The sequence below is a fragment of the Buttiauxella noackiae ATCC 51607 genome, from assembly GCF_001654865.1.
GTDB classification, from domain to species: Bacteria; Pseudomonadota; Gammaproteobacteria; order Enterobacterales; family Enterobacteriaceae; genus Buttiauxella; species Buttiauxella noackiae.
The window spans coordinates 62,491-83,672 of sequence record NZ_LXEO01000049.1 but is presented as its reverse complement, the minus strand read 5'-3'; the positions used below and the strand labels follow the sequence as shown (position 1 = coordinate 83,672).

The following is a 21,182-nucleotide window of genomic DNA, read 5'->3' as shown; positions in this document are numbered from 1 at the left end:
TACCGCCTTCCCATAACGTGAATTATTTGGGTATACATGAAGCGTATGACTTTTGTTTATTAATTTTCGGGAGCAAAACAGAGCGTTGGCTATGCTTTATTCAGGGCGATAAACCGCCGTGAACATTAGTTGGGCGGAACGGCTTACAGGAAAACAATGTTATTGCCGTCCGTTAGGGTCAATGAATGACAAAAAACAGGACGAATTCCATGTCTGTTCATCCAGAGAAAGACGTGATAAATGCGCTAATTGCGGGTCATTTTGCTGATCCTTTTTCGCTGCTGGGAATGCATAAAACTGAAGCCGGGCTGGAAGTTCGCGCCCTGTTACCGAATGCTACAGAAGTATGGGTTATCGACCCGAAAACAGGTGGGAAGGTCGGTAAGTTAGAGTGTATTGATTCACGTGGTTTCTTTTGCGGGGTCATCCCCCGTCGTAAAAATATCTTCCGTTACCAACTGGCTGTCGTCTGGCATGGCCATGAAAATCTTATTGATGATCCCTATCGCTTTGGCCCGCTAATTCAGGAAATGGATAGCTGGCTGTTGTCTGAAGGCACGCATTTACGCCCCTATGAAACGCTTGGCGCACACGCCGATACCATGGATGGCGTTACCGGTACTCGTTTCTCCGTTTGGGCACCTAATGCCCGTCGCGTCTCAGTTGTTGGCCAGTTTAACTACTGGGATGGCCGTCGCCACCCGATGCGTTTGCGCCGTGAAAGCGGTATCTGGGAACTCTTTATTCCAGGCGCTCATCCTGGGCAGCTCTATAAGTTCGAACTGATTGATACCGAAGGGCATCTGCGCCTGAAGGCTGACCCCTATGCGTTTGAGTCGCAAATGCGCCCGGAAACCGCGTCGCTGATTTGCGGATTGCCTGATAAAACCACTCTTAGCCCGGCGCGCCAGCGTGCGAATGGCTTTGACCAGCCCATTTCAATTTATGAAGTCCATCTTGGTTCATGGCGTCGCCATGCCGACAATAATTTCTGGCTCAGTTACCGCGAATTGGCAGATCAACTGGTGCCATACGTAAAAGAGATGGGCTTTACTCACCTCGAACTGTTGCCGATTAACGAGCACCCATTCGATGGCAGTTGGGGGTATCAGCCACAAGGTTTATACGCACCAACACGCCGCTTCGGTACGCGTGAAGACTTCCGCTATTTTATTAATGCCGCGCATGCTGCGGGCTTAAATGTGCTGCTCGATTGGGTTCCTGGTCATTTCCCGACTGACGATGCAGGTCTTGCGAAATTTGACGGTACATCTTTGTATGAACACGGCGACCCGCGCGAAGGTTATCACCAGGACTGGAACACGCTGATTTACAACTATGGGCGGCGTGAAGTCAGTAACTATCTGGTGGGCAACGCACTGTACTGGATTGAACGCTTCGGTATTGATGGTTTACGTGTTGATGCGGTGGCATCGATGATTTACCGCGATTACAGCCGCAAGCCTGGTGAATGGATACCTAACGATAAAGGCGGGCGTGAAAACCTCGAAGCTATCGAATTCCTGCGTAATACCAACCGTATTATTGGGGAGCAAACGCCGGGTGCGGTAACCATGGCTGAAGAGTCGACCGACTTTACCGGCGTGTCGCGGCCACCTTCCATGGGCGGTTTAGGTTTCTGGTTTAAATGGAACCTTGGCTGGATGCACGACACGCTCGACTACATGAAACTCGACCCTATTCACCGCCAGTACCATCACGACAAGATGACCTTTGGCATGCTCTACAACAGCACCGAAAACTTCGTACTGCCGCTGTCGCATGATGAAGTGGTACACGGCAAAAAATCCATTCTCGACCGCATGCCTGGCGATGCCTGGCAGAAGTTTGCCAACCTGCGCGCCTACTACGGCTGGATGTGGGCTTTCCCGGGTAAAAAGTTGCTGTTTATGGGCAATGAATTCGCCCAAGGGCGAGAGTGGAACCACGACAGTAGTCTCGACTGGCACTTGCTGGAAGGCGGCGACAACTGGCATCACGGCGTGAAGCGGCTGGTGCGCGATTTAAACCGCACATATCGCCACCATGCTGCGATGCACGAACTGGACTTTGACAGCTATGGTTTTGAATGGCTGGTGGTTGAAGACAACATTAATTCGGTATTTATCTTTGTGCGCCGAGACTCAAAAGGCAATGAAATCATTGTTGCCAGTAACTTCACCCCGGTGCCGCGCTACAACTATCGCTTTGGTATTAATCAGCCAGGTCGCTGGCGCGAGGAGCTGAACACAGACTCAATGCACTATCACGGCAGTAATGCCGGGAACAGCGGTGCCGTGCATAGCGATGCTATTCCAAGTCACGGTCGCGAACACTCCCTGAGTCTGACATTGCCTCCGCTTTCGACTATCTGGTTGGTTCGGGAGGCTGAATGACGCAACTCACTGCCGGGAGCCCGGCTCCGTATGGTTCGTTTTTTGATGGAAAAGGCGTCAACTTCACACTGTTTTCGGTTCATGCAGAAAAGGTTGAACTGTGCGTTTTTGACGAACATGGCCACGAGCGGCGTTATGACTTGCCGGTGCGCACAGGCGACATCTGGCATGGTTATTTGCCAGATGCAAAGCCAGGCCTGAAATATGGCTATCGCGTCCATGGCCCATGGGATCCGCAAAACGGGCACCGTTTTAACCCGGCAAAATTGTTGCTAGACCCTTGCGCGCGAGTGGTTGTTGGCGGTGTCGATAACCACCCCCATCTTCACGGTGGTTATGATGAGCCAAACCTGGAAGACAGCGCCCCACACATGGCGAAATGCGTGGTGGTGCGCGATAAGTTCGACTGGGAAGGCGACGAACACCCGCGCACCCCTTGGGGCGACACGGTTATTTACGAAGCGCATGTTCGTGGGCTGACGTTATTGCATCCGGAAATACCCGAAGAGCTGCGCGGCACTTATGCCGCACTCGGCCATCCGGTGATGATTAACTATTTCAAACGCCTCGGGATTACGGCGCTTGAATTGATGCCGGTCGCGCATTTTGTCACGGAGCCGCGCGTTGCTCATTTAGGGTTAAGCAACTATTGGGGCTATAACCCGCGTTCGTTTTACGCCGCCGAAGGTTTTTACGCGGTAAATCATGATCCGCTTGCCGCCGCCAACGAGCTGCGTGGTGCGGTGAAAGCACTGCACGAAGCGGGAATTGAGGTGATTCTTGACATCGTTCTTAACCACAGCGCCGAGCTGGATCGTGACGGTCCAACCCTCTCGCTGAGCGGAATCGATAACCGTAGCTATTATTGGTTAATGGACAATGGTGATTACCAGAACTGGACTGGTTGCGGTAACACCTTGAATTTGAGCACGCCAGGCGTAGTGGCGCAGGTAGTCGATTGCCTGCGTTATTGGGTCGACAGCTGCCATATTGACGGTTTCCGTTTCGATCTGGCATCGATCATGGGGCGAACCCCGGAATTTCGTCAGGATGCACCATTGTTTGAGGCAATCAAAAACGATCCGATTTTGTCGCAGATAAAGCTGATTGCGGAACCTTGGGATATTGGTGCAGGGGGTTATCAGGTTGGTAACTATCCGCCTTTATTTGCGGAATGGAACGATCATTTTCGTGACGGTATGCGGCGTTTCTGGCTGCGACAAGATTTATCGTTGGGGGGATTCGCTTGCCGTTTTGCCGGTTCAAGTGATGTCTATCGACATGGAGATCGCCTCCCTTCGACCAGCATCAATTTAATCACGGCTCACGACGGCTTCACCCTGCGTGATTGTGTCAGCTTCAATCAAAAACACAATGAAGCTAACGGTGAAGACAACCGTGATGGCACCAACAATAACTACAGTAATAACCATGGCTTCGAAGGGCTGGAAGCCTCGCTGAATATTAAAGAAAGACGGCGCGACAGCGTTCACGCCTTGCTTACATTGTTACTGCTGTCTCAGGGGACGCCGATGCTTTTGGCCGGTGATGAACATGGGCACAGTCAGCATGGTAATAACAATGCTTATTGCCAGGATAACCAACTGACATGGCTTGACTGGGAACACTGCAACGATGGCTTAACCACTTTTACCGCGACATTGATTCATCTACGCAAGACGATTCCGGCATTAACCCGAAATGTCTGGTGGGAGGAAGGCGATGGCAATGTGCGCTGGTGGAATAAAGAGGCTCAACCTCTGAATGCTGACGAGTGGGAGAACGGGGTTCATCGGTTACAAATCCAACTCTCAGATCGTTGGCTTATTACGATTAACGCTACCGAAGAAGTGGCAGACATCGTTCTACCCGAAGGGGAATGGCGTGCTATTCCTCCGTTTGCCGGCGAAGACAACCCGGTGGTAATGGCTGTATGGCATGGTCCCGCGCACGGAGTATGCGTTTTCCAGAAATCATAAAAAAGGAGTCAGTCATGGTTAGGCTTGATAAGAACGATCCTCTGATGTTGGCAAGACAACTGCCAAATAAATCTGTAGCCCTGATTCTGGCTGGTGGGCGCGGTACCCGATTGAAAGATTTAACCTCAACGCGCGCCAAGCCTGCTGTCCACTTTGGTGGCAAGTTCCGCATTATTGATTTTGCGCTGTCCAATTGCATTAACTCGGGTATTCGCCGTATTGGTGTGATTACGCAATATCAGTCACATACGTTGGTTCAACATATCCAACGTGGCTGGTCATTTTTTAGCGAAGAGATGAACGAGTTTGTTGATTTGCTCCCGGCGCAGCAACGTGTACACGGTGAAAACTGGTATCGCGGTACCGCTGATGCCGTTACGCAAAACCTCGATATTATTCGCCGCTACAAAGCCGAGTACGTGGTTATCCTCGCGGGTGATCATATCTACAAGCAAGATTACTCACGAATGCTGATAGACCATGTGGAGAAAGGTGCGCGCTGTACCGTGGCATGTATGCCTGTTCCACTCCATGAAGCTTCTGCATTTGGCGTAATGGCGGTTGATAGCGAAGAGAAAATTATCGAATTCGTTGAGAAACCGGCAAACCCGCCGTCCATGCCGGGTGACGACAGCAAAGCGCTCGCCAGTATGGGTATCTACGTTTTCGACGCCGATTATCTGTACGAACTGTTAGAAGCCGATGATAAAGACGAAAACTCAAGCCATGACTTCGGGAAAGATATCATCCCGTATGTCATGAAATCCGGTGAAGCGTTTGCCCACCCATTCCCACTCTCCTGCGTGCAGTCTGATCCTGACGCCGAGCCATACTGGCGTGATGTGGGGACACTGGAAGCCTACTGGAAAGCTAACCTTGATCTCGCTTCAGTAACTCCGGAGCTGGATATGTACGACCGGGATTGGCCAATCCGCACTCATATGGAACCGTTGCCTCCGGCGAAATTTGTGCAAGACCGCTCTGGTAGCCACGGTATGACGCTCAACTCGCTGGTGTCTGGCGGCTGCATTATTTCCGGATCGGTAGTGGTTCAGTCGGTGCTGTTCCCGCGTGTACGCGTTAACTCGTTTTGCAATATCGATTCGTCAGTGTTGTTGCCAGATGTCATCGTCGGGCGATCTTGCCGGTTGCGCCGTTGCATTATCGATCGCGCCTGCGTCATTCCTGAAGGGATGGTCGTCGGGGAGAACGCTGAAGAAGACGCACGTCGTTTCTATCGTTCTGAAGAAGGCATTGTGCTTGTCACTCGTGAAATGCTGGCCAAGCTACCTGGTTAAATGTTTAAGGATTGACCGCCGTGCAGCAAGGGCTGCGCGCAGTAATTTTATCGTTTGGCGCGCGATTTCGCGCTATGACTTTCCATACGGGAGCGATAATGCAGGTCTTACATGTATGTTCTGAAATTTTTCCACTGCTGAAAACGGGTGGTCTTGCGGATGTGCTTGGCGCGTTACCGGCAGCACAAATTGCAGGCGGCGTTGAGACGCGAGTCTTGCTGCCTGCTTTCCCTGACATTCGTCGTGGCATTGTTGATGCGCAGGTTGTGGCACATCGCGACACCTTCGCGGGTCATATGACTTTGTTATATGGCCACTTCAACGGAGTGGGAATTTACCTGATTGACGCCCCACATTTATACGATCGTCCCGGTAGCCCATATCACGATACAAATCAGTTTGCTTACACAGACAACGTGCACCGTTTTGCGTTGTTGGGTTGGGTAGGCGCTGAGATGGCATGTGGTCTGGACCCCTTCTGGCACCCGGATATTGTGCATGCGCATGACTGGCATGCGGGCCTGGTGCCCGCCTATCTGGAAGCTCGTGGTCGCCCGGCAAAATCGGTATTTACTGTCCATAACCTGGCGTATCAGGGGCTGTTTTACGCACATCATATGAATGAAATTGATCTACCCTGGTCGTTCTATGACATGAACGGTCTGGAGTTCAATGGTCAAATTTCGTACTTGAAAGCTGGCCTTTACTATGCTGATCATATTACGGCGGTCAGCCCGACTTATGCCCGCGAGATTACCGAACCGCAATTTGCCTACGGTATGGAAGGGCTGTTGCGACAGCGTCACCGTGAAGGGCGACTGTCCGGCATCCTCAATGGTGTGGATGAGAAAATTTGGGACCCTGCTCATGACTTGCTTCTGGCTGCTCGCTATACCCGCGATACGCTGGAGGAAAAGGCTGAGAATAAACGCCAGTTGCAGGTGGCGATGGGGCTTAAGGTTAACGATAAAGCGCCGCTGTTTGCAGTAGTGAGTCGTTTAACCAGCCAGAAAGGCCTGGATTTGGTGCTTGAAGCGTTGCCAGGGTTACTTGAGCAAGGTGGGCAACTGGCATTATTGGGGGCGGGTGACTCGGTGATGCAGGAAGGGTTCCTTGCGGCAGCAGCAGAGCATCCAGGGCAGGTGGGTGTCCAAATTGGTTATCACGAAGCTTTCTCGCACCGAATCATAGGCGGGGCAGATGTCATTTTGGTGCCGAGTCGTTTTGAACCTTGCGGCTTAACGCAATTGTATGGCCTTAAGTACGGCACATTGCCATTGGTGCGGCGCACAGGCGGACTAGCAGATACCGTGTCTGACAGTTCGCTGGAAAACCTGGCTGATGGTATCGCCAGTGGATTTGTGTTTGAAGACAGTAATGCCTGGTCGCTGTTAAGAGCGATTAGACGTGCCTTCGTGTTGTGGTCTCGCCCTTCGCTGTGGCGATTTGTTCAACGTCAGGCAATGGGCATGGATTTTAGCTGGCAGGTAGCGGCGCATTCCTACCGCGATCTGTACCAACGTTTGCTGTAGCCATCCACCAGGAATCACTGATATGAACGCACCCTTTTCCTATGCTTCACCGACGCTCAGTATTGAGGCTCTAAAGCACTCAATCGCCTATAAACTGATGTTTACGGTTGGGAAAGACCCTGCCATTGCGAACAAACATGAGTGGCTAAACGCCACGTTATTTGCGGTTCGTGACAGGTTGGTAGAGCGCTGGCTGCGTTCTAACCGTGCTCAGCTATCCCAGGAAGTTCGCCAGGTTTACTATCTGTCGATGGAATTTCTTATTGGCCGGACACTCTCCAACGCGCTGCTTTCATTAGGTATTTATGAAGACGTCAAAAATGCGTTGGAAGAGATGGGTCTGGATCTTGAAGAGTTGATTGACGAAGAGAACGACCCCGGCCTCGGCAATGGCGGGCTCGGTCGTCTCGCCGCCTGTTTCCTCGATTCACTGGCAACGCTCGGTTTGCCTGGCCGTGGTTACGGCATTCGCTACGACTACGGCATGTTCAAACAAAATATCGTTGATGGCCGTCAGAAAGAGTCGCCAGATTACTGGCTCGAGTACGGCAACCCGTGGGAGTTCAAGCGCCACAACACGCGCTACAAAGTGCGCTTTGGTGGGCGCGTGCAGCTTGAAGCCAAAAAATTCCGCTGGGTAGAAACCGAAGAAATTCTTGCGGTCGCGTATGACCAGATAATCCCTGGCTACGATACCGATGCTACAAACACGCTGCGCCTGTGGAATGCGCAGGCGAGTAGTGAAATTAACCTTGGTAAATTTAATCAGGGCGATTATTTCGCTGCGGTGGAAGATAAAAATCATTCGGAAAACGTGTCGCGCGTGCTCTACCCGGATGACTCAACCTATTCAGGCCGTGAACTGCGTTTGCGCCAGGAGTATTTCCTGGTCTCATCAACGGTACAGGATATTCTCAGCCGTCATTTCCAATTGCATAAAACCTATAACAACCTGGCGGATAAAATCGCCATCCACCTTAACGATACGCACCCGGTGTTGGCGATTCCTGAACTGATGCGTTTGTTAATCGACGAGCATAAGTTCAGTTGGGAAGATGCTTTTGAGGTTTGCTGCCAGGCATTTTCGTATACCAACCACACTCTGATGAGCGAGGCGTTGGAAACCTGGCCGGTAGATATGCTGGGCAAAATTCTGCCGCGCCATTTGCAGATAATTTTCGAGATTAACGATTACTTCCTGAAAACCCTTCAGGAGCAACATCCAAACGATACCGCTCTGCTGGGGCGCACTTCGATCATTGATGAATCCAATGGTCGTAAGGTTCGGATGGCTTGGCTTGCGGTGGTTGTCAGTCACAAAGTGAATGGCGTTTCTGAGCTGCACTCCAACCTGATGGTTCAGTCGTTATTTGCTGATTTTGCTGCCATCTTCCCGATGCGTTTTTGTAATAAAACGAACGGTGTGACGCCGCGTCGCTGGCTGGCTTTGGCTAACCCACCGCTTTCAGAAGTGCTGGATGAAAATATTGGCCGCACCTGGCGTACCGATCTCAGCCAGTTGAATGACCTGAAACAGCACATTGATTACCCAACCGTGCATCAGGATGTGCGTAAGGCGAAACTGGCAAATAAAAAGCGCCTGGCAAGCTACATTGGCCAGCAACTCAATGTGGTCGTTAACCCCAATGCGCTGTTTGATGTACAGATCAAACGTATCCACGAATACAAACGGCAGTTGATGAATGTGCTGCACGTGATTACCCGCTATAACCGCATTAAGGCCGATCCGACAGCCGATTGGGTTCCGCGGGTGAATATCTTCGCCGGTAAAGCAGCGTCTGCGTATTACATGGCAAAACACATTATTCACCTCATCAATGATGTGGCGACGGTGATCAACAACGATCCGATAGTTAAAGATCGCCTGAAAATCGTGTTTATCCCGAACTACAGCGTCAGTCTTGCGCAGATCATTATCCCTGCAGCCGATCTCTCTGAGCAGATCTCTCTTGCGGGAACTGAGGCTTCGGGCACCAGTAATATGAAGTTTGGCCTGAACGGGGCGCTGACCATTGGCACGCTGGACGGGGCAAATGTTGAAATGCTGGAGCACGTTGGGGCGGATAATATCTTTATCTTTGGTAATACCGCGGAAGAGGTCGAAGCATTACGGCGCGAGGGCTACAAGCCGCGTGAATACTACGAAAAAGATGAAGAACTGCATCAGGTACTGACGCAAATCGGTACGGGTACGTTTAGCCCGGATGAGCCGACACGCTATCGTGACCTGCTGGATTCACTGATTAACTTTGGTGACCACTATCAGGTGCTGGCAGATTACCGCAGCTATGTGGATTGCCAGGATAGGGTGGATGAGCTTTATCGCCAGCCAGAAGAGTGGACTATTCGAGCTATGCACAATATTGCCAATATGGGGTATTTCTCATCTGACAGGACGATTCAGGAATACGCCGATGAGATTTGGCATATTAAGCCGGTGAGATTGTAATAGTTAGGGCGGATAAGTAGTGGCGAGTGACGCTGCGCTTATCCGCCCTACAACGCTGAACGTAGGGTGGATAAGCCGCAGGCGTCATCCACCATGTTATTGCCTCAGCACAACTCCAGTTGCACATTATTCTCAGCAATCACCTGCATCACACCTGCTGGTGGAATGGCATCGGTATATACCGCATCTACCAAAGCAATGCTGCCAAGATTCACCATCGCATTACGACCAAACTTAGAGTGGTCTACAACCAACATGACACAGCGTGAGTTTTCAATAATGGCGCGTTTAGTGCGAACTTCGTGGTAATCAAACTCCAGCAATGAACCGTCACCGTCGATGCCACTAATCCCCAGAATGCCGAAATCCAGGCGGAACTGAGAGATAAAATCGAGTGTCGCCTCGCCGATAATCCCACCGTCGCGGCTGCGTAATTCACCACCGGCCAGAATAATGCGGAAGTCTTCTTTAATCTTGAGCGTATTTGCGACGTTCAAATTATTGGTTACCACGCGCAAATTGCTGTGGTTTAACAACGCATGAGCGACGGCTTCCGGTGTGGTGCCGATATCAATAAACAGTGTGGCACCGTTAGGGATCTGGCTGGCAACTTTCTGCGCGATACGTTCTTTTTCCGCAGTTTGGGTCGCCTTGCGATCGTGCCACGGCGTATTCACGGAACTTGAAGGTAGAGCGGCGCCACCGTGATGGCGCATGATCAGGTTCTGGTCTGCCAGATCATTAAGATCGCGACGGATAGTTTGCGGGCTGACTGCAAACTGTTCGACGAGCTCTTCGGTGCTGACATAACCTTGTTTTTTCACCAGTTCGACAATCGCATCATGACGTTGTGTTTGCTTCACGCTGTTTTATTCTCCTGAAATGCTATGTTCGTTTTCGCGCATGCATAGTATCAACCAGCGCCATCGCAAGCCCAACAACCAGCCCGGTGATATGAGCGGCGTTGGCGATCGACATTCCTAAAACATCGAAAAATCCTATCACAATCCACAGCACAGCAAAGCCCATCAGGCCGCGCTGCATATAGATGCCGCTTTCTGGATCACGTTCGCCACGTAGCCAGACATACCCCATTAGTGCATAAACCACGCCCGACAAACCACCAAACATCGGGCCGCCGAATTTGGCCTGCACAAAGCCGCTAAGCAGGGCTGAAATCAGAGTCAGCGTAATGAGTTTGCCGCTACCGAGACGCTTTTCTACCGGGCCGCCAAGATACCACCACCACAGTAAGTTGAATGCGATGTGCATTATCGAGAAGTGCATCAACGCGTGGCTGAAATAGCGCCACAATTCATAGTGCAAACTCTCTTTATATGGCCAGGCTAACCAGGTCATGACCGCACGATCGCCTACGATTTGCATCAGCAGGTAGACCAGCACACAGGCGGCCATAATGACCATCGTGAATGGGCCCGCTTTTTGTGCAATTGTGGCCAGGAAAGGGTAGCGCTGATAACGCAAACCACCACCTGTATGACCGGTATTCCAGCTTGCTGCCAGATAGCGTGAGTCGCCAGGGTTTGCGAGGAATTGTTCAAGCTCGGCACGAACGCGCGATTCCTGGCTGTCGTTTGCCAGCCAGATATCTGTTTGTTCATGGCTTTGAATCGTGAGGATAATCCCCTGCGTCGCCATATAGTCGACAAAGGCCTGCGCGACTCGCGGGTTGGCAAACGAGGTAATCATGATCATAAGGTTTCAACTAAATCCATACAAAAAAAATTAGTATACCTGTAATGCCGCGATTCCCTGACGACTTAAGACGCGCCGTGTGCGACTTCTGACGGGAAATGGCGGTGCCATGCGTCAAAACCACCATCGATGCTATATACCTGATCGTAACCTTGTTGCAGCAGATACTGCGCCGCACCTTTGCTGCTGTTGCCGTGGTAACACATCACCATCACCGGGGTTTCAAAATCAGTTTGCTGCATAAAAGCCACCAGACGGTCGTTGGTCAGATGGAATGCACCCGGCGTGTGACCCATAGCAAAGCTTTGTGGATCGCGGATATCGACTAACACTGCCAGTTTTTGCTGCAACTTCTGGTGCGCTTCTTCCACACCAATACACTCAAAAGTTTCCATGGATTTGCTCGTTACTTTATTGAATCGGCTTGCGCCATATTAAGGGAATCTCCCCCTCTGACCGCTGATATTAACGTCATTATGTTATCCATATCACGCAGTAATGTTTTTTTTTCGTTACAAAGCGCGCTTACTCTTGCTAGTATGAGCGATAACGAACATATTTGAACTTTAACGAAAGCGTGTGAGGGCAGCATGGAAACTAAAGATCTGATTGTGATTGGCGGAGGAATTAACGGGGCAGGTATCGCCGCTGACGCCGCAGGCCGTGGTTTATCCGTGTTGATGCTTGAAGCGCAGGATCTGGCCAGTGCAACATCATCTAATAGCTCTAAATTGATTCACGGTGGCCTGCGCTACCTGGAACATTACGAGTTTCGTCTGGTGAGCGAAGCCTTAGCCGAGCGCGAAGTATTGCTCAATATGGCACCACATATCGCCTTCCCAATGCGCTTTCGTTTGCCACATCGCCCGCATTTACGTCCGGCGTGGATGATTCGAATTGGCCTGTTTATGTACGACCATCTGGGTAAACGCACCAGTTTGCCTGCATCTACCGGTTTGCGTTTTGGCGCAGATTCCGTTCTCAAATCAAATATTGTGCGCGGTTTCGAATATTCTGACTGTTGGGTAGACGATGCCCGTCTGGTCCTGGCGAATGCGCAGATGGTGACGCGTGAAGGTGGGGAAGTGAAAACCCGCACCCGTGCAACCCGTGCTCGCCGTGAAAATGGCCACTGGATTGTTGAAGCCCAGGATATTGATACCGGCGAAACCTTTAGCTGGCGCGCTCGCGGGCTCGTGAATGCGACCGGCCCATGGGTGAAAAACTTCTTTGACGATGGCCTCCAGTTGCCTTCGCCATACGGTATCCGCCTGATCAAAGGCAGCCATATCGTGGTACCACGCGTACACAACCAGAAGCAGGCTTACATTCTGCAAAACGAAGATAAGCGCATTGTGTTCGTGATTCCATGGATGGATGAGTTCTCTATTATTGGCACCACTGATGTGGAATATAAGGGCGATCCGAAAGATGTTCACATCGATGACAATGAAATTAATTACCTGCTGAATGCTTATAACGCTCACTTCAAAAAGACACTAAGCCGCGAAGATATTGTCTGGACGTACTCTGGTGTACGCCCGCTTTGCGATGATGAGTCAGATTCACCGCAAGCAATCACGCGTGACTACACACTCGATATCCATGACGAGCATGGCAAAGCCCCGCTGTTGTCGGTGTTTGGCGGCAAGCTAACAACCTATCGCAAACTCGCGGAACATGCTCTGGATAAGCTGAAAGGCTATTACCCGAAAATGGGCCCGGCATGGACGAAAGGCAGTACATTGCCGGGTGGCGATATCAATGGCGACCGTGATGATTACGCCGCGCAGTTACGCCGCCGTTACCCATTCCTGACAGAAAGCCTGGCTCGCCGTTTTTCACGCACCTACGGCAGCAACAGTGATTTAATTCTGGGCAGAACCACCAGCATCAGTGATTTAGGTGAAGATTTCGGGCATGAGTTTTATGAGGCCGAATTGCGCTACCTGGTTGAGCATGAGTGGGTGCGTGGCGTTGATGATGCTATCTGGCGTCGTACCAAATTAGGTATGTGGTTGACCGAAGAACAGCAGGCGCGGGTGGCACAGTGGCTGGTAAAGCGGGATGCTAAGGCGAAGTTATCGCTGGCGTCTTAAAAACAGTGGTGGATGAAGCTTTCGTTTATCCACCCTACAACCACCTTTCCCATAGGGCGGATAAGCATTAGCTTCATCCGCCAGTTTTATTTCAGAAAGCTAAACTCCGTAACCCATCATCTTCAGCAATTTCTGCGCATGCTGCACCGCATCCTGGCGATGCGCGACACCCAGCTTCTGATACAAATTACGAATGTGCGTTTTAATCGTCGTCGCCGCGACATCCAGCTCTCCGGCGATTTGCTCATTGCTGTAGCCTGAATAAATTAGCCCTAAAACCTGCCATTCGCGCTGAGTCAGTGGACTGGTACGAATAAGCTCCGGTACTTCAGGGTGCGTCAGCAGACGGTTAACAAAGTTCTCATCAAAATGGGCAAACTTATGGCGATGGTGCTGGTTGATTTCACGCAAAATGCGCTGCGCGCGGTGTTGATCCAGCTCAGGTAGTGTGTTGAGTTGAATTAACTGGCGCAACTGCTGCGCCATCGCTTCACCTTCAATAACAAAGTGGCTGATAAATCCTGTACGGTTAGCTAAAGCGAGTGCTTCCAGCAACACGCGCTGCGCATCGCTTTTACGTCCCGCTTGCCAGTAAAGCTGGTTTAGCAAAAGCAAGTTGCGGTTTAGATCACTCATCAAACGCAGGCTGCGCGCATTTTCGTTTAACTCTTCGAGCACCATTTCGGCGGGTTCAAAGTCACTCAGCAAAATTTGCGCGCGAGCGATGTTACGCCACTGGCTTTGCAGGAAATGGTTATTGGCAAATTCTGGCTTCGGCGTCAGGCGTAGCCAGTTGGCGGCAGATTTTTTGTCCCCCGTCATTTGCCAGTAGATCACCCGTACTTTGTCGGCGTTGGAAACCCAGTCGCTATGGAACGAACCATTGCCCAGCAAGTTTTCAAGTCGATTCAGGTGATTACGCGCATTGTCCAGGTCGCCTCGCGCCAACGAACATTGCACTAATAACGCCATGCACTGTAATTGCTGTTGTGGCTGATAGCCTGAAAGTACTTCCAGACCCATACGCGTGGTTGCTTCAGCTTCATCCAGGCGCGACCACGCCCAAAGTAATTGCGCGCGAATACGCAGTAAAAACTCATGCAGCGGGAGCTGTTCCAGATGCTGCTCTTCAATCAATGCGAAGGCTTTCTCTTGCGATTCCCAGGCAGACTGAAGAAAACCTTGTGCCAGCAAGATTTCGCTCTGCTGGCATAGGCCCCATAACGCGTAATGCCACATATCGTGGCGGCGCGCCATCTGCTCAGTTTGCTGCATAACAGACAGCGATTTGGTGAGCTCACCTTTGCAGTGCAGCACTTCACCGTGAACTGAAGTTGCGACAATACGGCTGTAGAAACTGGCCAGTGGCAGCATGTCGAGAGCAATCATGGCCAGACGTTCTGCTTCGTCAGGGTTGCCGTCATTAATTGCGACCTGGGCACGCAGGGCGTTAAATTCACCATGTATGACATCGTCCATCACGATATCCATTTCCTGCTCAGCACGCGCGAGAAGAGTATTGACTTCGCTGTAGCGGTGCTGGCTTTGCATTAGCCACGCCTGAAGCAAAACCAGTTTTGGATTTTCCAGCAGACTTTCCCACGGCAGCGCTTTTAACGACTCTTCCAGTAACGTGAGTTCGCTGTGGTTGAACAGCGCCCAGGCATGATGCAGCAAGATATCGCGCAGCAAGCTGGCGTCGCCTGCAGCAAGGGCGTGGTGAATAGCTTCGCTTGGGAAGCCCTGCGCCATCCAGCTTTCTGCTGCGGCGCGATGAATATCAGGAAGTTCTGTCGCCAGTTCCCATTGGCAGCGCTGGCGCAAGAAATTGCCAAACAGTGGGTGAAAACGGAACCACTCGCCGCTGTCATCCATGCGCTGAATGAATAACCCTTGCCGTTCTGTCTCTTCAAGGCGCATCTGGCCGTTTTCTTCGCCGGTGACGCGCACAATTAAGGCGTCGTTCATTGAACGTAGAATCGAACTGCGCAGCAGGAAGTTACGGGTTTGCGCATCGACATTATCCAGCACTTCATCGGCCAGATAGTCGGATAAGTGGCTGGCATTAATGCCCGAAAGACGACGCGCGGAGTGATGCGCCGACGAGTTGCTGTTCTGGCGTGCGGAAAGCGCGATTAATTGCAGCGCTGTTGCCCACCCCGCGACATCATCACACAGGCTGTTGCTGTCGGTATGTTCGAGCGGCGAATTCAGCCGATGGTCAAAGAACTGTTTCGCTTCTGGATGTGTGAATGCAAGTTGCTGGCTACCAATTTCCAGCAGTTGGTCGCGTACGCGTAAATTGGCGATACCCAGCTGTGGCAAATTGCGCGACAACACTACCAGCGTCATATTTTCTGGCTGGTGGCGAATGAAAAAGCGCATAGCTTCATGAATGACAGGGTTGGTTATTAGATGGTAATCATCAATCACTAAAAAGAGTGGGCGATGCCATTCCACCATTTCAATAAAGAGCTGTGCGAATAAGTCTGTCAGACTGGAGTATTGGCGTTTTTGCACCATCACTTCGCTGGTCACACAATGACCCGATGTGGCTTGTTGAATCGCCGCTATCAAATAGCTGGCGAACCGTTCTTGTTGGTTATCACCCTCATCCAGAGAGTACCAACCTAGCTCATTTTTCCCTGCCGCCCACTGAGAAATCAGTGTGGTTTTCCCATAACCCGCCGGGCTGGTTATTAGCGCCAGCCGATAGTTATTAGCTGTTGATAATTTCATCAACAGCCGGTCGCGTACCACCGTATTTTCCAGACGTACTGGACGACTTAATTTGGAGGGGATCAGCATGGTCAATCACTTCACTGTGTATGAGATATGCACGAATGCGATTTTTTTCACGCTTCGTAATTAATACTAACTACAAGGTCGACCAGATTAAGGCTTATTGCAAGATTGTTAAGGGTTTCAGGCGTTGTAAGTTGCACTTTGTCACAATTCTATTGATTAGATGAATCTAATCGAGGCGTAGAAGAGGTCGAAGTAAAAACTCAGTGCTTGTGGGCATTCTGCCAGTAAGCACCTAACTTTAAGTGGCGGCGATCACATTTCTAGCTACTCCCCGGTACTCATCCCTCCGTAATCCCCCTCAGGATGAGGAATTCGCCCAGGCCACCCGGCACACTAACGGGTAATGAAATTAGAACATCACAGGACCCGAGCCCCTATGTCACAGACGACCTTCAATAAAGCACAATTTCAGGCTGCACTGACACGTCAGTGGCAGCGTTACGGACTATATTCCGCCGCTGAAATGACTCAGCAACAATGGTGGCATGCCGTCAGCGGCGCGCTGGCAGAATTGTTGGCAGCACAGCCTGTCGCGAAAACAGAGAAGAACCAGCGCCACGTAAACTACATTTCGATGGAGTTTTTGATTGGTCGTCTGACGGGTAACAATTTGCTGAACCTTGGTTGGTATCAGGAAGTGGCAGACGAGCTGAAAGCGTTCGATATCAACCTGACCGATTTATTGGAAGAAGAGACCGACCCGGCGTTAGGTAATGGTGGCCTGGGACGTCTTGCTGCGTGTTTCCTGGATTCTATGGCAACGGTTGGTCAGTCTGCGATTGGTTACGGCCTGAATTACCAATACGGCCTGTTCCGCCAATCCTTCCAGAATGGCCACCAGATGGAAGCGCCTGACGACTGGAAGCGGGGTAGCTACCCATGGTTCCAGCATAATGCGGCACTTGATGTGCAAGTGGGTGTCGGCGGTAAAGTGATTAAAGACGGCAAAACCGTGCGTTGGGAACCGGCGTTTATTTTCCATGGCGAAGCATGGGATTTGCCGGTCATCGGCTACCGTAACGGTGTGACGCAACCGCTGCGTTTATGGCAGGCGAAACATGCCCATCCGTTTGATTTAACGAAATTCAATGACGGCGATTTCCTGAAAGCAGAACAGCAGGGCATCGACGCGGAAAAATTGACCAAGGTTCTCTACCCGAACGACAACCATCTGAACGGCAAAAAACTGCGCCTGATGCAGCAGTATTTCCAGTGCGCATGTTCAGTGGGCGATATTTTACGTCGTCACCATCTGGCGGGCCGCAAGCTTGCGGAACTGGCTGATTACGAAGTGATTCAGCTTAATGACACCCACCCAACTATCGCCATTCCTGAGCTGCTGCGTGTGCTGATCGACGAGCACCAACTGAGCTGGGACGAAGCCTGGGCCATCACCAGCAAAACCTTCGCCTACACCAACCACACGTTGATGCCTGAAGCGCTGGAGTGCTGGGACGAGAAACTGGTGAAAGCGTTGTTGCCACGCCATATGCAGATTATCAATGAGATCAACGCACGCTTTAAGAAGCTGGTTACTAAAACCTGGCCGGGTGATGAAGCTGTTTGGGCGAAACTGGCCGTGGTACATGACAAACAAGTTCGCATGGCGAACATGTGCGTGGTCAGTGGCTTTGCGGTAAACGGCGTGGCGGCGCTGCACTCCGATCTGGTAGTGAAAGATCTGTTCCCGGAATATCACCAGCTGTGGCCGAACAAATTCCATAACGTCACCAACGGCATTACGCCGCGCCGCTGGATCAAACAATGCAACCCGGCATTGGCTGCTCTTCTTGATAAGAAATTGAAAAAAGAGTGGGCGAACGATCTGGATGTGCTTGAAGGACTAGAAAAATACGCCGATGACGCAAAATTCCGCAAAGAATACCGCGACATCAAATATCAGAACAAAGTGAAGCTGGCGGCGTTTGTGAAAGCACGCACCGGCATTGTGATAAGCCCGGACGCGCTGTTCGATGTGCAAATCAAACGCCTGCACGAATACAAACGCCAGCACCTGAACCTGCTGCATATTTTGGCGCAGTACAAAGAGATTCGTGAAAACCCGACCGCTTCCCGCGTACCACGTGTGTATCTGTTCGGCGCGAAAGCAGCACCAGGTTACTACCTCGCTAAGAATATTATCTTCGCCATCAACAAAGTGGCGCATGCGATCAACAACGATCCGATCGTCGGTGATCAGCTGAAAGTCGTATTCCTGCCGGATTACTGTGTATCTGCGGCAGAAGTAATGATTCCGGCGGCGGATATTTCAGAGCAAATTTCTACTGCAGGTAAAGAAGCTTCCGGTACTGGCAACATGAAACTGGCGCTCAACGGTGCACTGACCGTCGGCACGCTCGATGGTGCGAACGTAGAAATTGCCGAGAAAGTGGGCGAGGAAAACATCTTTATCTTTGGTCATACCGTGGAACAAGTGAAAGCGCTGAAAGCTAAAGGCTACGACCCGGTGAAATGGCGTAAGAAAGACAAAGCGCTGGATGCGGTACTCAAAGAACTTGAGAAGGGCATTTATGCCGATGGCGATAAACACGCGTTCGACCAGATGCTGCATAGCATCGGCAAACAAGGCGGTGACCCGTATTTAGTGATGGCAGATTTCACCGCCTATGCCGAAGCTCAGAAATTAGCGGATGCGTTGTATCTCGACCAGGAGGCATGGACTCGTGCTGCGATTCTGAACACGGCGCGTTGCGGCATGTTCAGCTCCGATCGCTCTATCCGTGATTATCAGCAACGCATCTGGCAGGCAAAACGCTAAGGGAACGCATGGACAGCAAACGTCTTGATAACGCCGCTCTTGAGGCGGGAATTAGCCCAAACTACATTAACGCCCACGGCAAACCGCAGGCTATCCCTGCGGATACCAAGCAGCGTTTGCTGGAAGCCATGAGCCGTACTACCACCTTAAAAAAGGTGGCGGTGACGCCAGTCGCAAATGTGCTGGTGTTTACCTCCGGCACTCGCATGACGACAGTGCTGGAAGGCAACGGTGATTACACATGGCAGTTGACCACCGAAGACGGTAAGCAGCACAAAGGGCATACACTGGCGGGCAAAAAGCTGACTCTGCCTACAGCGTTGGCGGAAGGCTATCACGACCTGACGGTTAGCCAGAACGAGCACCACTGGCAGTGCCGCGTGATTGTTGCGCCAAAGCGCTGTTATGAACCAGCGGCGCTTATGCGGGATGAAAAACTGTGGGGCGCATGTGTACAGCTCTATACCTTGCGTTCCGCACATAACTGGGGAATTGGTGATTTCGGCGATTTACAGCGCATGCTGGTGGATGTGGCAAAACGGGGCGGGGCGTTTATCGGCCTGAACCCAATCCACGCGCTGTATCCTGCCAATCCTGAAAGCGCCAGCCCATACAGCCCGTCGTCTCGTCGTTGGTTGAACGTGATTTACATCGACGTGAACGCGGTTGATGATTTCTTGCTCAGTGATGAAGCGCAAGACTGGTGGAAAATGCCGGTCACGCAGCAAATGCTGAAAGAAGTTCGTGATGCACAGTGGGTAGATTACTCCACCGTTACCGTGCTGAAGATGGCTGCTTTGCGTATGGCGTGGAAGCAGTTTTCGCGGCGTACTGCGCGTGACGAACAGGTTGTCGCATTCCAGAAATTTGTCCAGGAAGGTGGCGATAGCCTCTACTACCAAGCAGCTTTCGATGCGCTGCACGCTTATCAGGTCAAAGAGGATGAAATGCGTTGGGGCTGGCCGGTATGGCCAGAAGGTTTCCGCGACGCGCACAATCCTGAAGTAAAAGCGTTCTGCACTGAACACAGTGACGAAGTGAATTTCTATCTGTGGCTGCAATACCTCGCCTACGCTCAGTTTGATGCATGCTGGCAAACCAGCCAGGGCTTTAAAATGCCAATTGGCTTGTATCGCGACCTGGCGGTAGGTGTTGCCGAAGGCGGCTCAGAAACCTGGTGTGACCGCGAGCTTTACTGCCTGAAAGCCTCGGTTGGAGCACCGCCGGATATTCTTGGCCCGCTAGGCCAGAACTGGGGTTTGCCGCCGATGGACCCGCATGTGATTACTGCGCGCGCCTATCAGCCGTTTATCGAACTGTTGCGCTCCAATATGACCAGCTGTGGCGCATTGCGTATTGACCACGTGATGTCGATGCTGCGTTTGTGGTGGATTCCGTATGGCGAAACCGCAGATAAAGGTGCGTATGTGCATTACCCGGTCGACGATCTGCTGTCGATCCTGGCGCTGGAAAGTAAGCGCCATAACTGCATGGTGATCGGTGAAGATCTCGGGACTGTGCCGGTTGAGATCGTCGGCAAGCTGCGTGATAGCGGAGTTTACTCGTACAAAGTGCTCTATTTCGAGCACGACAGCGAAAAACAGTTTCGCGCCCCCCTTGCGTGGCCGAAGCAGTCCATGGCGGTAGCAACCACCCACGATTTACCGACGCTGCGCGGTTACTGGGAAAGCGGTGATTTGACGCTGGGTAAAACGCTCGGGCTTTACCCTGATGAAGAGATGCTGACTGAGTTGTATCAGGATCGTGAACGCGCGAAACAAGGTCTGCTCGATAGCCTGCACGAATATGGTTGTTTGCCGAAACGCGCAGGGCACAAAGCCTCGCTGATGGCGATGACCTCAACGCTTAATCGCGGAATGCAGCGTTACATCGCCGACAGCAACAGTGCGTTATTGGGTCTGCAACCGGAAGATTGGTTAGGTATGGCGGAGCCGGTGAATATTCCAGGGACCAGCTACCAATACAAAAACTGGAGACGCAAGTTGTCGACATCGCTTGAGGCAATGTTCGCTGACGAAACTGTAAATAAGTTGCTGAAGGATTTAGATAAGCGGCGGAAGAAGAGATAGGAGTTTTTGATATGT

Annotated in this window: 12 protein-coding genes; 8 read left to right on the top strand and 4 right to left on the bottom strand. The window is 51.4% G+C overall.

Annotation, left to right across the window (positions count from 1 at the left end):
• Nucleotides 1–209 precede the first annotated feature (209 nt).
• The 5 genes from glgB to glgP all read left to right on the top strand — a co-directional run bounded on the left by glgB (nt 210) and on the right by glgP (nt 9,675).
• Entirely contained in the window at nt 210–2,396 is a 2,187-nt protein-coding gene (gene glgB, locus M979_RS16080) for a 1,4-alpha-glucan branching enzyme (RefSeq protein ID WP_034460328.1), read from the top strand.
• The gene (gene glgX / locus M979_RS16075; protein WP_064555586.1) at nt 2,393–4,375 is read left to right on the top strand and encodes a glycogen debranching protein GlgX; all 1,983 of its coding nucleotides are present in this window, start codon (nt 2,393–2,395) and stop codon (nt 4,373–4,375) included. The genes glgB and glgX overlap by 4 nt, the downstream gene beginning before the upstream one ends.
• Nucleotides 4,376–4,389: 14 nt before the next feature.
• Nucleotides 4,390–5,673: a glucose-1-phosphate adenylyltransferase gene (gene glgC / locus M979_RS16070; RefSeq protein ID WP_034460326.1), complete on the top strand. Its 1,284-nt coding sequence runs from the start codon at nt 4,390–4,392 to the stop codon at nt 5,671–5,673.
• 98 nt (nt 5,674–5,771) lie between these two features.
• On the top strand, nt 5,772–7,205 hold the full coding sequence (glgA, locus tag M979_RS16065) for a glycogen synthase GlgA (protein WP_034460728.1): 1,434 nt from the start codon (nt 5,772–5,774) through the stop codon (nt 7,203–7,205).
• 22 nt (nt 7,206–7,227) lie between these two features.
• The gene (glgP, locus tag M979_RS16060; RefSeq protein WP_064555585.1) at nt 7,228–9,675 is read left to right on the top strand and encodes a glycogen phosphorylase; all 2,448 of its coding nucleotides are present in this window, start codon (nt 7,228–7,230) and stop codon (nt 9,673–9,675) included.
• Between the two features lie 104 nt (nt 9,676–9,779).
• Here the strand turns inward: glgP and M979_RS16055 are convergent, their stop codons facing one another.
• From M979_RS16055 to glpE, 3 genes are all read right to left on the bottom strand, one after another.
• The gene (locus tag M979_RS16055) at nt 9,780–10,538 is read right to left on the bottom strand and encodes a DeoR/GlpR family transcriptional regulator (RefSeq protein WP_034460324.1); all 759 of its coding nucleotides are present in this window, start codon (nt 10,536–10,538) and stop codon (nt 9,780–9,782) included.
• A gap of 22 nt (nt 10,539–10,560) precedes the next feature.
• Nucleotides 10,561–11,391, bottom strand: coding sequence for a rhomboid family intramembrane serine protease GlpG (gene glpG / locus M979_RS16050; RefSeq protein ID WP_064555583.1), 831 nt, complete (start codon nt 11,389–11,391; stop codon nt 10,561–10,563).
• Between the two features lie 65 nt (nt 11,392–11,456).
• A complete protein-coding gene (glpE, locus tag M979_RS16045) occupies nt 11,457–11,786 on the bottom strand; it encodes a thiosulfate sulfurtransferase GlpE (RefSeq protein WP_034460322.1) in 330 nt (109 codons plus the stop codon).
• Nucleotides 11,787–11,981: 195 nt separating this feature from the next.
• Between glpE and glpD the strand changes: the two genes are divergently transcribed.
• Nucleotides 11,982–13,490: a glycerol-3-phosphate dehydrogenase gene (gene glpD / locus M979_RS16040; protein WP_064555581.1), complete on the top strand. Its 1,509-nt coding sequence runs from the start codon at nt 11,982–11,984 to the stop codon at nt 13,488–13,490.
• Between the two features lie 99 nt (nt 13,491–13,589).
• Here glpD and malT read toward each other — a convergent pair whose 3' ends face one another.
• On the bottom strand, nt 13,590–16,298 hold the full coding sequence (gene malT / locus M979_RS16035) for an HTH-type transcriptional regulator MalT (RefSeq protein ID WP_064555579.1): 2,709 nt from the start codon (nt 16,296–16,298) through the stop codon (nt 13,590–13,592).
• A 376-nt stretch (nt 16,299–16,674) separates the two neighbouring features.
• Between malT and malP the strand changes: the two genes are divergently transcribed.
• Nucleotides 16,675–19,077 carry a maltodextrin phosphorylase gene (gene malP, locus M979_RS16030; protein WP_064555576.1) on the top strand — a complete coding sequence of 801 codons (2,403 nt, stop codon included), beginning with the start codon at nt 16,675–16,677 and terminating at the stop codon, nt 19,075–19,077.
• 8 nt (nt 19,078–19,085) lie between these two features.
• The gene (gene malQ / locus M979_RS16025) at nt 19,086–21,167 is read left to right on the top strand and encodes a 4-alpha-glucanotransferase (RefSeq protein ID WP_064555574.1); all 2,082 of its coding nucleotides are present in this window, start codon (nt 19,086–19,088) and stop codon (nt 21,165–21,167) included.
• Nucleotides 21,168–21,182 lie beyond the last annotated feature (15 nt).

Excerpts from the sequence above, each read along its gene's own strand:
- glpG (WP_064555583.1), bottom strand. The coding sequence starts at position 11,391 with ATGATCATGATTACCTCGTTTGCCAACCCGCGAGTCGCGCAGGCCTTT.
- glgC (WP_034460326.1), top strand. The coding sequence starts at position 4,390 with ATGGTTAGGCTTGATAAGAACGATCCTCTGATGTTGGCAAGACAACTG.
- malQ (WP_064555574.1), top strand. The coding sequence starts at position 19,086 with ATGGACAGCAAACGTCTTGATAACGCCGCTCTTGAGGCGGGAATTAGC.
- glpE (WP_034460322.1), bottom strand. The coding sequence starts at position 11,786 with ATGGAAACTTTTGAGTGTATTGGTGTGGAAGAAGCGCACCAGAAGTTG.
- malP (WP_064555576.1), top strand. The coding sequence starts at position 16,675 with ATGTCACAGACGACCTTCAATAAAGCACAATTTCAGGCTGCACTGACA.
- glgP (WP_064555585.1), top strand. The coding sequence starts at position 7,228 with ATGAACGCACCCTTTTCCTATGCTTCACCGACGCTCAGTATTGAGGCT.
- glpD (WP_064555581.1), top strand. The coding sequence starts at position 11,982 with ATGGAAACTAAAGATCTGATTGTGATTGGCGGAGGAATTAACGGGGCA.
- glgA (WP_034460728.1), top strand. The coding sequence starts at position 5,772 with ATGCAGGTCTTACATGTATGTTCTGAAATTTTTCCACTGCTGAAAACG.
- glgX (WP_064555586.1), top strand. The coding sequence starts at position 2,393 with ATGACGCAACTCACTGCCGGGAGCCCGGCTCCGTATGGTTCGTTTTTT.
- malT (WP_064555579.1), bottom strand. The coding sequence starts at position 16,298 with ATGCTGATCCCCTCCAAATTAAGTCGTCCAGTACGTCTGGAAAATACG.
- glgB (WP_034460328.1), top strand. The coding sequence starts at position 210 with ATGTCTGTTCATCCAGAGAAAGACGTGATAAATGCGCTAATTGCGGGT.